This window comes from Hydrogenophaga sp. GW823-FHT04C09, assembly GCF_058796355.1.
Genome location: NZ_JBXAIO010000002.1, coordinates 543303 through 556833 on the forward strand (window position 1 = coordinate 543303; position 13531 = coordinate 556833).

Consider the following 13531-nt stretch of genomic DNA (forward strand, 5'->3'; position numbering starts at 1 on the left):
CGCGTCGCTTTCGTCGCTCGCTTCTTTCCCCCCCCCCCCCCCCCCCCCCACCCCCCCCCCCAGGGCCGGGTCGCGCGACTGCACGCCGCACAGGCGGCCTTCGTCGTCGCGCGAGGGCAGGAAGCCGGCGCGCGCGGCCACGCGTTGCGTGGCGCTGTCCTGCAGGTTCAGCCGCACGCAGCTGCAGCGCCGGGCGGCGGCTTCGCGCACCGCGTCGTGCAGCAGGCCCATCAGGGTGGCGTCGTTGTCGTGGTGCCAGTCGATCACGTGCAGCTCGGGCCGGCCCTTGTCGTCGGTTTCCATCGCCCAGGCGATCAGGCCCACCACCTTGCCTTCGCGGCGCGCCACGCGCACCACGAGCGAACGCCGGGGGTTGCCCAGCAGCCGCTGCTGCAGGTAGCTGCTGTCGCGGCGCAGGTGCACGCTGGCCGGATCGAGGGTGTCGGGCACGGCCAGTGCCGGGTCGAGCTGGGTGGTGTTTTCCAGCGTGAGGCCGCGCGGCCGGTGGCGGCGCAGCGCGAGCCGGCGCAGGGCCAGGCCGCCGTTGGCCACGCGCATGGCCAGGGGCAGGCCGGCCACCGCCGGCCAGCGGCGGCGCACGAAGGGCGCGAGGTCCAGCGGGTGGGTGAAGGTCAGGCGCGAGGGCAGCGGCTCGAACATGCGGCGCACGATGCCGGCCGAGTTCTGGTTGGCGCCCACCGCGAGGGTGAAGTCGTACCGCGCGAGCATGGCCTGGTTGAGCCAGATGCCCAGGCCCGACTCCTGCGTCTCGGGGCGCACCAGCAGGTCCATCACCTGGGCGCCCGCGTGCAGCTGGCCGTCGTGCTCGACGCGCAGTTCCTCCACGCCGATGATGGCCAGCAGCCGGCCCTTGGCGCGCAGGCACCACAGGTCGCCAAAGCCGCCGCTGGCGCGCCCGAGCCGGTAGCGCCAGCGCAGGTAGGTGTCGTCGTCCCAGCCGCCGTTGAGGTGCTCGCGGCGCAGTGCGATGACCTCGGGCAGGTCGGCGAGCAGGGCCGGGTTCAGGCCGAGCTGCAGCGCCGTGGCGTCCAGCCCCAGGCTGCGCGCCACCAGCCGGCCGAGCTTCTCGTGCTCGGGCAGGCGGGGCGCGGGCGCCACGGAGCGCCGCACATCAGGCGTTTTCACTCAGCACCCCGTGCACCTTGAGGAAGGCCAGCACATCGCCGATGCGGGTCATCTCGCGCGACACCTCGGCCGTGAGCTCGATGCCGAAGCGCTCGTCGAGTTCGGCCATGAGCATGAGCGCGCCCATGGAATCCCAGTCGTCGATGGCGTCGCGTTGCAGGTCGGCGTGCATGTCTTCCACGGGCAGGTTGAAACACTCGGCGAGCATGGCGAGGGCATCGCTCACGGACACCTGGGTCTTGGATTTCTCACTCATCGGTGGCACCTCGATTCAATGACAGGCCTTCACCGTCGTCGTGCAGCAGCACGGCGCGGTCGTCGATCTGGATCATGGCCGATCCCCATGACAGTCCGACGCCATAGCCCAGCAGCATCCAGTGCAGCCGCTGCCCCGGCGCGGGCGGGGTGAGCCGGCGCGTCATGGCCACGGCCACCGAGGGGCCGCCGCAGTTGCCGCTGTCCTCGATGGACATCGGCACCCGGTCGTCCGGCAGTCCGCTCTTCTTCATCAGGTGTTTCATGATGAAGCGGTTGGACTGGTGGAACACGAAGGCGTCGACGTCGGCCACGGTCTTGCCCGCGAAGGCCAGCGTCTCGGCGATCAGCGGGGGCACGCGCTTGATGGTGAAGTTGAAGATGGCCGCGCCGTCCATTTCCAGGAAGTGGTGGCGCGGGTTGGTCGGCTCGCGGTCGCGGAAGGCGCCGCCGCGCAGGATCAGCCCGTTGGCGCCGCTGCCATCGGTGTGCAGCACGAACTGACCGCCGGCCCCGGGCGTGTCGTCGAGCTCCAGCGCGGTGGCCGAGCCGGCGTCGCTGAACAGCAGCACGGTGGCCTGGTCTTCGGGGCTCACGAAGCGGCTGGGCGTTTCGCCGTGCAGCATCAGCACGCGCTGGTGGCCCCCGGCGCGCAGCATCGCGGCCGCGATGTACAGGCCATAGGGATAGCCGGAGCAGCCCAGGCCGACGTCGAACGCGGCGCAGGTGTCGGGCAGGCCCAGGCGCTGCTGCAGCAGGCAGCTGGTGGAGGGCAGGAAGTGGTCGGGCGTCTGGGTGACGAAGATCAGCGCGCTCACGCTCTCGGGCGCCCAGCCCAGGCGCTCCATCAGCCGCGTGGCGGCGCGGTGGCACAGGTCGGCCGAGGTGATGGACGGGTCCACCACGCGGCGTTCGCGCACGCCGGCCATGGCCACGACCTTGCGCACGTCCTCCGGCGGGAAGCCCAGGGCCGGGTCGAGGTTGTCCACGACCATCGGAGGCAGGCACGTGCTGATGCCTGCGATGCGGAAACCGCCGATGTTCGATTGACTCACTCGACTTCCCTCTTTGATTCGGTCGCGTCCCCTGGGCGCTGAGGCGGGGCGCTGGTTTTGTACCCCGGCCAGTATACGGAAGGGCCCCGGGCCGAGGCGCCGCCCGGGCCCGGGGCCGGTCAAATGTCACAAAAGACGGGCCAGCGCGTCCTCCCGCCAGTGGTGCAGGGCGGTGTAGAAGCCTTCCCAGACGCAGCCGTTGCAACCCCGCCCGCAGCAGGTGGCGGGCTCGGGCGGCGGCGGGCGCAGGGCGCTGTCCAGGTCCATGCCCCGGCGCTGCGCCAGGCCGCGCAGGTAGGCGACGAGCGCCTGCGCGGTGGGCAGGTCGGCCAGCGGCACGCCGGCCGGGTCGTGCCGCGTGAAGCGCGCTTGCTCGCGCCCCTCGAACGTGCCCACCTCCGCGAACATGGCCGCCGGCCGCACCCACAGGCCCCAGCCGCCGTAGAGCGCGCGGTACAGGGTCATGCCCTGCAGGGTCTCGCTGCAGCGCACGGTGTCCAGCACCTCGTACCAGCCGCCCTTGTAGTGGCGGTAGAGGCCAGGTGGCGTGGGGTTCAGCGGGGGCAGGTCGTCGTCGGTCATGGCGGGGAGTTTAGGCGCCGGCCTTGATCGGAATCGACGGCACCGGCACGTAGAACTCGCCGCCCGCGGCCTTGAACTCGGCCGACTTGCCGGCCATGCCCTGTTCGGCGTAGTCGCGCACGTCCTGCGTGATCTTCATCGAGCAGAACTTCGGCCCGCACATGCTGCAGAAGTGGGCTTCCTTGCTGCTGTCCTTGGGCAGGGTCTCGTCGTGGAAGTCGCGCGCGGTGTCCGGGTCCAGGCCGAGGTTGAACTGGTCGTGCCAGCGGAACTCGAAGCGCGCCTTGCTCATGGCGTCGTCGCGCGCGCGGGCGCCGGGGTGGCCTTTGGCGATGTCGGCCGCGTGCGCGGCGATCTTGTAGGCGATCAGGCCCTGCTTCACGTCGTCGCGGTCGGGCAGGCCCAGGTGCTCCTTGGGCGTCACGTAGCAGAGCATGGCCGTGCCCATCCAGCCGATCATGGCCGCGCCGATGGCCGAGGCGATGTGGTCGTAGCCGGGCGCGATGTCGATGGTGAGCGGGCCCAGGGTGTAGAACGGCGCCTCGTGGCAGTGCTTGAGCTGCTCGTCCATGTTGGCTTGGATCAGGTGCATCGGCACGTGGCCCGGCCCTTCGATCATGGTCTGCACGTCGTGCTTCCACGCGGTCTGCGTGAGCTCGCCCAGGGTTTTCAATTCGGCGAACTGGGCTTCGTCGTTGGCGTCGGCGGCGCTGCCGGGGCGCAGGCCGTCGCCGAGCGAGAAGCTCACGTCGTAGGCCTTCATGATTTCGCAGATCTCGTCGAAGTGCGTGTAGAGAAAGCTCTCCTGGTGGTGCGTGATGCACCACTTGGCCATGATGGAGCCGCCGCGCGAGACGATGCCGGTGCGCCGGTTCGCGGTGAGGTGGATGAAGGGCAGGCGCACGCCGGCGTGGATGGTGAAGTAGTCCACGCCCTGTTCGGCCTGCTCGATCAGCGTGTCGCGGTAGATCGCCCAGCTCAGGTCCTCGGCCACGCCGCCCACCTTCTCCAGCGCCTGGTAGATTGGCACCGTGCCGATGGGCACCGGCGAGTTGCGCACGATCCAGTCGCGCGTGGTGTGGATGTTGCGGCCGGTGGAGAGGTCCATCACGTTGTCCGCGCCCCAGCGGATCGCCCACACCAGCTTGTCTACTTCCTCCTCGATGCTGGAGGTGACGGCCGAGTTGCCGATGTTGGCGTTGACCTTGACCAGGAAGTTGCGGCCGATCGCCATCGGCTCCACCTCGGGGTGGTTGATGTTGGCCGGGATGATGGCGCGGCCGCGCGCCACCTCGTCGCGCACGAACTCGGGCGTGATGATCTCGGGGATGCGCGCGCCCATGGGGTTGCCGCGCAGGCGCGCTTCGCGCGCCGCGTCGCCCAGGTACTCGGCCATCCATTCGCGCTTGCCGTTCTCGCGCACGGCCACGTATTCCATTTCGGGCGTGACGATGCCGCGGCGCGCGTAGTGCATCTGCGTCACGTTCGAGCCGGTGCGCGCGCGGCGCGGCGTGCGCTGCAGGCCGATGGCGGAGGCGCGCAAGGCCTCGATGCGTTCGGCCTCGCGGGCTTCGTGTTTCACACCATCGTCCAGCGCCTGGCGCGCGCGGCCCTCGTAGGTTTCGGTGTCGCCGCGCGCGGCGATCCAGGCACCGCGCGCCTCGGGCAGTCCGCGCGTCACGTCGATCGCGGCCGTCGGTTCCGAGTACGGGCCCGAGGTGTCGTACACCACGACGCGCTCGCCGTTGGTGAGCGCGATCTCGCGCATGGGCACGCTCACGCCGGGCAGCTGGCCGGGCACGTGGATCTTGCGGGAGGCGGGAAAGGGTTCGCGGCTGAGCGCGAGCGAGGCGGTGGGGATCTTGTCGGGGGCGTTCATGGTGGCGGTCTCCGGTTCCGGTGGATGGGCATGGATGAATGCTCCGGAGGACCGCCCCAGTGACCGCGTGCGCGGGCGCCGCCCTTCCGCCGGGGGAAGGGCCGCACCCGCATGCCGCCGTGGGGCATGCGCTCTTCTTTCGCCGGTACTAACCGGATCAAGTTCACGGGTTCGGCCGTCAAGCCGTCTCAGCGCCGGACCCTTTCGAGTCCGTGCACCCCGGAGCAGGGCAGAGTGTACGCGGACACGCTTTGTCACAAGAACACGACAGAACAGCGATAGATTGCCGCGCAAGATGGATTCCACAGAAAGGCAGGATGCAAACATGGACAAATCAATGATGAAGGGCCTGGTCGTCGGCGGGCTCGCCACGGTCGTCATCGGCGCCAGCGGCGTCACCGGCTACCAGACGCTCATGAAACCCAAAGTCGCCGAGGTGGTCGAGGTGAAGGAAGTCATGGCCACGGTGGTCACGCCGCGCGAGCATTGCGAGGACGTGACGGTGCAGCGGCAGGCGCCCGTGAAGGACCAGCACCGCATCGCCGGCTCGGTGATCGGCGGCGTGGCCGGCGGCCTGCTGGGCAGCACGATTGGTGGCGGCAGCGGCAAGACGCTGGCGACCGTGGCCGGTGCCGCGGCTGGCGGCTACGCCGGCAACCAGGTGCAGAAGAACATGCAGCAGAAGGACACGGTCGCTTCGGTGGAGCGGCGCTGCAAGACGGTCAACGAAAAGACGCAGAAGCTCAGCGGCTACCAGGTGACCTACCGCCTGGATGGCAAGGACGGCACGGTGCGCACCTCGTTCAAGCCCGGCGCGACGCTGCCGGTGAAGGACGGCCAGGTGGTGACCACACCACCGCCCGACGCGAAGTCGTGAAGCCGGCGCGGCGCAGTTGCAAGAAAGTGCAACGGCGCCGAGCGGCCCTCAGATCAGGATGTCGAACAGGTTGGAGAAGGTGTCCGTCCACGGCCGGAAGCCCGGGCGCGGTGTCAGCACCTGAGCATCCCGCAAGGCGGGCGGCAGGTTTGCCGCCTGCGCCGGGTTGACGAACACCACCCACGAGGAGCGCCGGCAGAACGGGTCGCCATGGCCCGAGGGCAATTCCAGCAGCAGCGCCACCTTGCCCATGTGCAACGCGGCCGAGGCCATCACCGGGCGCAGGTCCAGGTAGGTGTTGGTGATGTGCACCGCGAGCAGCCCGTCCGGCCGCAGGTGGCGCTGGTAGGCGTCAAAGGCCTCGAGCGTGAGCAGGTGGGTGGGAATCGAGTCGCCTGAAAACGCGTCCATGGCCAGCAGGTCGAAGGCCTGCGGGGCCTCGCGCTCCAGCATCAGGCGGCCATCGCCCAGCACCGGCACGGTGCGCGCGGCGCTGTCCGAGAGAAACGTGAAATGCCGCCGCGCCAGGTCCAGCACCTGGTCGTTGATCTCGTACAGGCGCATCTCGTCGCCCGCCCGGCCGTACACCGCGAGCGTGCCCGCGCCCAGGCCCACCACGCCGAGTTTGCGCGGCCGGTCGGTGGGCAGGCTCAACAGCGCGCGGCCGATGCCGGTGCGCTCGCAGTAATAGGCGGTGGCGCGCTTCGGGTGGTTGAGGTACTGCTCGCCGTGCGTGATGCTGCCGTGCACCATCTTGCGGACCGGGCCCAGGCCGTCCTCGTCCACGCTCTGCTCGATGCGCGTCTGGCTGTAGAAGTTGCGCACCACCTCGGTGTAGCCCTGCACGTAGTCCAGCGAGATGCTGGCCAGGCGCGCGCCGTAGAGCAGCAGCGCCAGCAGCAGGGCGGCGCGCCAGCGCGCGCGCAGCCCGGGCCAGAGCACCCGCACCGTCAGCAGCGCGCACAGGAACAGGCCCAGCGGCAGTTCGAAGTAGGCGTTGAAGACCGCTGGTGCCACCAAGCCCACGAACAGGCCGCCCAGTGCGCCGCCCACCGAGAGCATCAGGTAGAACAGCGTGAGGTGGCGCAGCGGCGGGCGCCGGCGCACCAGCTCGCCGTGGCAGACCATGCAGAACACGAACACCGCCGCGCACAGCAGGGCCACCAGCACCGGCACGTCCAGGCCTTCGTTCATCGCGAAGTCCAGCGCGACGAAGGCCAGCGGCAGGGCGCCCAGGAAAAGCGGGCGCACGTAGTAGCGCGGCGCGTCGAAACACAGGATGAAGCTCAGCAGGTACAGCGCCAGCGGCAGCACCCAGAGGAAGGGCACGGGCGCCACGTCCTGCGTGAGGTGGCGCGTGATGGCCAGCAAGAGCATGGAGGCGGTGGCCGCCAGGCCCACCCACAGCAGGCACTCGCGCCAGCTGGGGCGGGGCGCGTCTTCGAGCTGGGCGGTGTGGGCCGTGGCGCCGTTCTGGCGCCGCACCGTGTAGCCCGCCGTGGCCACGCAGACCAGCACGAACAGCGCGTAGCCGGCCGACCACACCCAGGCCTGTGGCTTCACCGCCAGCACCGGCTCGACCAGCACCGGGTAGGACAGCAGCGCCAGCATGGACGCCAGGTTGGACAGCGCGTACAGGCGGTAGGGCTGTACGCCCCGGGCCACGAAGGCGCGTGCGTACCAGGCCTGCATCAGCGGGCCGGTGGTGGACAGCAGCAGGTAGGGCACGCCCACGGTGGTGGCCAGCACGGCGAGCACGCTCCAGGTCGGGTGCGCCTGGGCGTCGAGCTTCCAGGACGGATCGGCCACCACAGGCAGGGTGGCCAGGCTGAGCAGCAGCAGCACGCCGTGCACCCAGGGCTGGCGCCGCGCGCTGAGCTTCTCGTGCACCAGGTGCACATAGGCATAACCCAGCAGCAGCTCCACCTGGAAGAACACCATGCACAGCGTCCAGACCGAGGACGATCCACCGAACCACGGCAGGATCATCTTGGCCACGATGGGCTGGATCTGGAACAGCAGGAAAGCGGACAGGAAAACCGTGGCTGCGAACAGAGGCATGGTGAGGGGTCCTGAGCGACGCGATGCCGGAGTATGGCCGCTGTGCCCCCGAACGGACCGCTCAGGACGCCGCTGGATGCCGCCGCCGGCCTTCGGCGATGAAGGCCTCGACCTCGTCGTCGAACTGCCGCAGCTGACGCACCACGACCTTGCGCAGCAGGTCCAGTTCGCTCACGGTGAGGGGGTCGTCGGAGCGGGCGGGCACCGCCATGAACAGCGAGCAGCGCAGCGCGGGGCGCCGGATGCGGTGCAGGCGCACGGTCTTGTCGCCGATGCAGGAGTGCACGCCGCTGAGCGGGATGACCGAGCAGCCATGGCCGTTGCGCACCAGGTCCAGGATGGCCGTGAGGTTGGCGATCTCGTGCACGACCTGGGCGGTCTTGCCCAGCCGGGCCAGCGCGGCCGAGAGCGTGACGTGGATGGCATTGCCCTCGCCCGCGGTGATCAGGGGCAGGCGAGCGATGTCGGCCAGCGGGACCGAGCTGCCGGGCTCGGTGCCGCCGGCCATGGCCTGGGCCGTCACGAGGTACAGGTCTTCCTCGGCGATCGGTGTGAGCAGCACCTTGTCGGTGGGGGCGGTGTTGTAGACCACCGCGCAATCCAGCTTGCCCGCCGCGACCAGGTCCATCAGGTTGGCCGAGAGGCCGTCCACCGAGCGCATCGCGACTTCGGGGATGTCGTTCTGAAAGGCTTCCACCAGCGGGACCACGATGGTGCGCGCCAGGCTGGGCGGCAGGCCCACGGCCAGGCTCAGGCGGGCCGCCTTGCCGTCGCCCCGCACCACGCGCGGAATCTGCGCCATCTGCTGCAGCACCAGGTGGGCCTGCTCCAGCAGCCGCCGCCCCGCGGGCGTGAGGTCCAGGCCCCGGCCGGTGCGGCGAAACAGCGCCACCTGGAGTTCGGCTTCCAGCATCGCGAGCTGCCGGCTGAGCGCGGCCTGGGTCAGGCCCAGACCGTGGGCCGCCGCCGTGAGGCTGCCCACCTCGGCCACCTTGCAGAAATTCTGGAGTTGTTTGACGTCCATGCGAGCCATGAAAAAAAGTGATGTCCGGTTTCGGTGAATCTACCATTCAAACGCGCGAGACATAGAACTAGATTAACTCTGTTAGCAGAAATACTTGTATCTGATTTCAGGAGTTGACCGCCATGAACGAGCTCGCGAAGCCCATCACCCTCCACGCCAGACCCCGGGGTGCCGACCGCCACCAGTACCTCACCCAGACCAACGCCGGCACACCCGCCGGCGAGTTGCTGCGCCGCTACTGGCAGCCGGTGGCGCTGGTGGCGTCCCTGCCGGCCGGCGCGCCGCCGCAACCGATCCGCATCCTGGGCGAAGACCTCGTGCTCTTTCGCGACGACCAGGACCGCGTGGGCCTGATCGACCGCAAGTGCGCGCACCGCTGCACCGACCTCGCGCTGGGTCGCATCGAGGACGGGGGCATCCGCTGCCCGTATCACGGCTGGTTGTTCGATGTGGCGGGCCGCTGCCTGGATCAGCCCGCGGAGGCCTCGGCCACGGCCAGGCACCGCATCCAGATGAAGTCCTATCCGCTGCACCAGGCCGCGGGCGCGTTCTGGGCCTACATGGGGCCCGGAGAGCCGCCGCTGTTCCCGAACTACCCGGCGCTGCAGGGCGGCGCGGCGCATTGCTACACCACGCGCTGGCTCGGGGAGTGCAACTGGCTGCAGGCCAGCGAAGGCAACATCGACCCGGTTCACACCTCGTACCTGCACCAGCTAGAACTGGCGGACGAGCAGATGAAGGCGCGCTGGGGCGTGTTCGCCAACCAGGCGCGCCCCGAGCTGTCGATCGAGGACACGCGCTTTGGTGTTCGCCTGTACACGCGCCGGCAGATCGAAGGCACGGACCGCTGCTCCCTGCGCATCACCAACTTCGTGATGCCCAACGCCTGCGCGGTGGGCGGCTTCGAGGGTTACCTCGGTGAAGGGGGCCTCACCATGCTGTGGGACGTGCCGATCGACGACGAGCGCCACTGGCGCTGGGAGTTCATCTTCCACCGCAGTGGGTCGCTGGACACGGCGGCGCTGGAAAAGCAGTACCAGGCGGAGAAGGAGGAGGGCGATCGCATGTGGCGGCGCAAGGACGGCCTGTACGCGCAGAACCGGGAGGCGATGAAGCGCGAGGAGTACCTGGGCCTGGGCCAGTGCTTCTCGGTGCACGACATTGCGATCACCCAGTCGCAGGGCGTGGTCCACCAGCAAAGGGACGAGCACCTGTCGTCGTCCGACATCGCCATCGTGCGCGCGCGCCGCATGCTCGACGAAGCCGTGGACACCGTGCAGGCCGGTGGCGATCCACGCGGCGTGGTGCGGCAGGCGCAGGAGAACGACTTCCGGGACATGGTGGTGGTCACCGGCGAGCTGCCGAACGCGATGCCCAAGGAAGCGTATTGCGCCCGCTACGCGGCCGATGCCACGCTGTTCGCGCCCCAGACCGCCGGTTCGCACGCTGGTGCGGCGGCATGAGCGCGCTCATCGTGGCCGAGCGGCAGGCACCGGCTCGCCAGGGGCTGGAGACCATTCGCGTGCGCGTGCGCGTGCGCTCGGCCCGGCGCGTGGCGCTGGACGTGCGCGAGCTCACGCTCGAGGCGCTCGACGGCGGTGAACTGCCGGCTTACACGCCCGGTGCGCACATCGACCTGCATCTGAAGCCCGGCCTGGTGCGCCAGTATTCGCTGTGTGGCGATGGCGGCGACCGCGCGAGCTACACGGTGGCGGTCAAGCTCGAGGCCGCCTCGCGGGGCGGTTCGCGCTTCCTGCACGAGGCCGTGGCCATCGGCACCGTGCTCGACATCGGGACGCCCCGCAACCATTTCCCGCTGCTGACGGATGCGGCGCACAGCGTGCTGGTCGCCGGCGGCATCGGCATCACGCCGCTGTTGAGCATGGCGCGCCACCTGCAGGTCGGTGGCAAGCCGTTCGAGCTGCTGCATTTCGTGCGCGCCGCGGAGCACGCGGCCTACCGGGAGCTGCTGGCGTCCGATCCTTTTTCGGCCCACTGCCGGCTCTGGTGCGGCCTGCCACCCGAGGCGGTGCGCGAGCAGCTGGAACGCGCGCTGTCCAGGCCGCCTGCGGGCGCCCACCTCTACCTGTGCGGACCGGCCGGTTTCATGGACACGGTGCTCGCGGTGGCGGCGCGCCACTGGCCGCCCGGCCAGGTGCACCTGGAGCATTTCGCCGCGCCCACCACCGCCTCGGAGGCCACCGACAGCGCGTTCGAGGTCCGCCTCGCGCGCGGTGCCCGCACGGTGACCGTGCCGGCGCACATGACCATCGTGGACGCGCTGCGCGAGCAGGGCGTGGCCGTCGAGACCGCGTGCGAACAAGGCATCTGCGGCACCTGCGTCACCCCCGTGCTGGAGGGCGAGGTCGACCACCGCGACGGCTTCCTGACCGACACCGAAAAAGCGCAAGGCGGCTGCATCGCGCTGTGCGTCTCGCGCGCGCGCGGCCCGTTTCTCACCCTGGACCTCTGAGTCCAACCCTTTCCCCACAACGAGGAGACACCCCATGAAAACCAGCCTCACCCTGGCGGCCCTGCTGGGCGCGCTGACCAGCGCCCACGCACAAGCACCCACGCCCGGCGGCGTGCAGCTCTACGGGGTGCTCGACACCGGCGTGGAGCACCTCAGCAACGTGGGTGCGTCCGGCGCCAGCGTGACCCGCATGCCCTCGCTCAGCGGTGGGCAGCTGCCCTCGCGCTGGGGGCTGCGCGGCAACGAGGAACTGGGCGGCGGCCTCAAGGCGGTGTTCACGCTCGAGTCCGGCTTCGGCGTGGACAACGGCACGGCCCTGCAGGGCGGGCGGGCTTTCGGCCGCCAGGCCTTCGTGGGCCTCTCCGCGCCCTGGGGCACGCTGACCCTGGGGCGCCACTGGACCATGAGCTTCTATTCGATGCTCGATGCCGACGTGGTGGGCCCGGCGGTGTTCGGCTCGGCCGCGCTGGACCCTTACCTGCCCAACGCCCGCACCGACAACGCGATCGCCTACCGGGGCAGCTTCGGCGCGCTCACGGTCGGTGCCACCTATTCGCTGGGGCGCGATGCCCTGGCGCCGGCCAACTGCGCGGGCGAGAACACGGCGCGCGAGTGCCGCGCCTGGTCGGCCATGGTGAAGTACGACGCACCCCGCTGGGGTGTGGCGCTGGCGCACGACCTGCAGAAGGGGGGCGCCGCGGGCAATTTCTTCGGGCAGCCTCCCGGCACGCTGCCGGCCGCCGGCAACCTGGACCGCCGCACCCTCCTCACCGGCTACGCGAAGCTGGGCAGCGCGAAGATCGGCGCCGGCTGGATCCAGCGCCGGCTGCGGGCCTCGCCGACCCCGCTGTCCACCGACCTCGTGTTCGTCGGCGCCAACGTGCCCCTGTCCGGCGCCTGGAGCGTGGACGCGCAGGTGCTGCAGCTGCGCGACGAGCGACCCGACGCGAACGCCCGCATGCTCGTGCTGCGCGGGAACTATGCGCTGAGCCGGCGCACCTCGGCCTATGCGCTGTTGGGCCGGGTGTCCAACGACCGCCTGGCGGCCTATTCGATTTCCGCGGGCGAGCTGGCCAGCGCCGCACCGCTGGCCGGGCGCGGTCAGACCGGTTTCATGCTGGGCATGCGCCACAGCTTCTGAAACCCACGGCACGTTTTCATCGAACCCCGAACGAGAAGATCCCCATGAACGAGATGCACACCAACCGACGGCGCTTCATCGCGGGCCTTGCCGCGACCACCCTTCCTGTCCACCACGCGCGGGCCTCGGACCGGCTGCCCGGCGTCGTGAAGCTGCTGGCGGGCTTTCCCGCGGGCGGCGCGATCGACGTCGTGGCCCGGCGCATCGCCGAGTTCGTCCGCGGCGTGGCCGCCGACACCGCGGTGGTGGAGAACAAGGCCGGTGCCGGCGGGCGCATCGCCATCGACACCCTGCGCCACGGCCCGGCCGATGGCAGTCAGTGGCTGGTGACGCCGGGGTCGATGATCGTCATCTACCCCCACGTGTACACCCGGCTCAGCTACGACCCGGTCAAGGACCTGGTGCCGGTGGCCCAGATCGCCACCGTGCCGCTGGCGCTGGCGGTGGGGCCGGCCGTGCCCGCGCAGGTCGGCGATGTGAAGGCCTTCGTGGCCTGGCTCAGGGCCAACCCCACGGCCCTGAACGTGGGTTCGCCGGCCGCGGGCAACATCACCCATTTCCTGACCTACCTGCTGCAGAAGTCGTCGGGCCTCCCGTTGCAGCACGTGCCCTACCGGGGCTCGGCGCCGGCCATCGCCGACCTGCTGGGTGGCCAGATCCCCGCGGTCATCAACCCCATCACCGACATGCTGCCGCACCTGAGCGGGGGCAAGCTGCGCGTGCTGGGGGTGACGGCGCGCGAGCGCAGCGGCTTCGTGCCGGAGGTGCCCACCTTCCTGGAGCAAGGCATGCCCGAGGTGCTGGGTTCCGAATGGATCGGCATGTTCGCCAGGCCCGGCACCCCGGCGCCGCACATCGACCGCATGTCCACCGTCGTGCGCGCCGCCTTGCGCACGCCGGCCGTGAAGGAGAGCTTCGCCAGGCTGGCGCTGGTGCCCGCCGAGCTGGACGGCGCCGCGCTGGCCACGAAGATCCGCAGCGAGCTCGCGGGCTGGCGCGAGGTCTCGCGCACCTTCGGGTTCCGGCTGGACGAGTGAC

At 70.2% G+C, this 13531-nt stretch carries 11 protein-coding genes, 1 pseudogene and 1 riboswitch; of the genes and pseudogenes, 5 read left to right on the forward strand and 7 right to left on the reverse strand.

Translation table 11 applies throughout. The annotated features are described in order from the left end of the window. Positions 1–1132 precede the first annotated feature (1132 nt). From AC1Q9M_RS07750 to thiC, 5 genes and pseudogenes are all read right to left on the reverse strand, one after another. Positions 1133–1402: an acyl carrier protein gene (locus tag AC1Q9M_RS07750; RefSeq protein ID WP_382160577.1), complete on the reverse strand. Its 270-nt coding sequence runs from the start codon at positions 1400–1402 to the stop codon at positions 1133–1135. Then, positions 1395–2456 (reverse strand): 3-oxoacyl-ACP synthase III family protein, encoded by a 1062-nt coding sequence (locus AC1Q9M_RS07755; RefSeq protein WP_382323549.1) that lies wholly within the window; start codon positions 2454–2456, stop codon positions 1395–1397. Before AC1Q9M_RS07755 ends, AC1Q9M_RS07750 begins: the two co-directional genes overlap by 8 nt. Positions 2457–2582: 126 nt before the next feature. After that, positions 2583–2789, reverse strand: a complete 207-nt coding sequence (locus AC1Q9M_RS07760) for an oxidoreductase-like domain-containing protein (protein ID WP_492433408.1) — start codon at positions 2787–2789, stop codon at positions 2583–2585. A gap of 21 nt (positions 2790–2810) precedes the next feature. After that, a pseudogene (locus AC1Q9M_RS07765) lies at positions 2811–3038 on the reverse strand (DUF1653 domain-containing protein); the annotation flags it as partial. 10 nt (positions 3039–3048) lie between these two features. Continuing rightward, entirely contained in the window at positions 3049–4917 is a 1869-nt protein-coding gene (gene thiC, locus AC1Q9M_RS07770; RefSeq protein WP_492433170.1) for a phosphomethylpyrimidine synthase ThiC, read from the reverse strand. Positions 4918–5034: 117 nt separating this feature from the next. Further along, positions 5035–5149, reverse strand: a riboswitch (TPP riboswitch). Between the two features lie 93 nt (positions 5150–5242). Here thiC and AC1Q9M_RS07775 point away from each other — a divergent pair. Beyond that, positions 5243–5794 (forward strand): glycine zipper 2TM domain-containing protein, encoded by a 552-nt coding sequence (locus AC1Q9M_RS07775; RefSeq protein WP_382323551.1) that lies wholly within the window; start codon positions 5243–5245, stop codon positions 5792–5794. Between the two features lie 48 nt (positions 5795–5842). Here AC1Q9M_RS07775 and AC1Q9M_RS07780 read toward each other — a convergent pair whose 3' ends face one another. Then, positions 5843–7855, reverse strand: a complete 2013-nt coding sequence (locus tag AC1Q9M_RS07780; protein ID WP_492433171.1) for a spermidine synthase — start codon at positions 7853–7855, stop codon at positions 5843–5845. 61 nt (positions 7856–7916) lie between these two features. After that, positions 7917–8879 (reverse strand): LysR substrate-binding domain-containing protein, encoded by a 963-nt coding sequence (locus AC1Q9M_RS07785; protein WP_382327219.1) that lies wholly within the window; start codon positions 8877–8879, stop codon positions 7917–7919. Between the two features lie 122 nt (positions 8880–9001). On the opposite strand from AC1Q9M_RS07785, the gene AC1Q9M_RS07790 reads away from it, so the two are divergent. Genes AC1Q9M_RS07790 through AC1Q9M_RS07805 form a run of 4 tightly spaced genes read left to right on the forward strand, consistent with a single transcriptional unit; the run spans position 9002 to position 13530 of the window. Beyond that, positions 9002–10342 carry a Rieske 2Fe-2S domain-containing protein gene (locus tag AC1Q9M_RS07790; protein ID WP_382323554.1) on the forward strand — a complete coding sequence of 447 codons (1341 nt, stop codon included), beginning with the start codon at positions 9002–9004 and terminating at the stop codon, positions 10340–10342. After that, positions 10339–11352, forward strand: coding sequence for a PDR/VanB family oxidoreductase (locus tag AC1Q9M_RS07795; protein ID WP_492433174.1), 1014 nt, complete (start codon positions 10339–10341; stop codon positions 11350–11352). The genes AC1Q9M_RS07790 and AC1Q9M_RS07795 overlap by 4 nt, the downstream gene beginning before the upstream one ends. 34 nt (positions 11353–11386) lie before the next feature. Continuing rightward, positions 11387–12493, forward strand: a complete 1107-nt coding sequence (locus AC1Q9M_RS07800) for a porin (RefSeq protein WP_492433176.1) — start codon at positions 11387–11389, stop codon at positions 12491–12493. 44 nt (positions 12494–12537) lie between these two features. Further along, on the forward strand, positions 12538–13530 hold the full coding sequence (locus AC1Q9M_RS07805; protein ID WP_382160551.1) for a tripartite tricarboxylate transporter substrate-binding protein: 993 nt from the start codon (positions 12538–12540) through the stop codon (positions 13528–13530). The last annotated feature ends 1 nt before the right edge of the window (position 13531 follow it).

Coding starts and splice junctions, on each gene's coding strand:
- AC1Q9M_RS07750 (WP_382160577.1), bottom strand. CDS start 1,402: ATGAGTGAGAAATCCAAGACCCAGGTGTCCGTGAGCGATGCCCTCGCC.
- AC1Q9M_RS07780 (WP_492433171.1), bottom strand. CDS start 7,855: ATGCCTCTGTTCGCAGCCACGGTTTTCCTGTCCGCTTTCCTGCTGTTC.
- AC1Q9M_RS07785 (WP_382327219.1), bottom strand. CDS start 8,879: ATGGACGTCAAACAACTCCAGAATTTCTGCAAGGTGGCCGAGGTGGGC.
- AC1Q9M_RS07775 (WP_382323551.1), top strand. CDS start 5,243: ATGGACAAATCAATGATGAAGGGCCTGGTCGTCGGCGGGCTCGCCACG.
- AC1Q9M_RS07790 (WP_382323554.1), top strand. CDS start 9,002: ATGAACGAGCTCGCGAAGCCCATCACCCTCCACGCCAGACCCCGGGGT.
- AC1Q9M_RS07800 (WP_492433176.1), top strand. CDS start 11,387: ATGAAAACCAGCCTCACCCTGGCGGCCCTGCTGGGCGCGCTGACCAGC.
- AC1Q9M_RS07805 (WP_382160551.1), top strand. CDS start 12,538: ATGAACGAGATGCACACCAACCGACGGCGCTTCATCGCGGGCCTTGCC.
- AC1Q9M_RS07795 (WP_492433174.1), top strand. CDS start 10,339: ATGAGCGCGCTCATCGTGGCCGAGCGGCAGGCACCGGCTCGCCAGGGG.
- thiC (WP_492433170.1), bottom strand. CDS start 4,917: ATGAACGCCCCCGACAAGATCCCCACCGCCTCGCTCGCGCTCAGCCGC.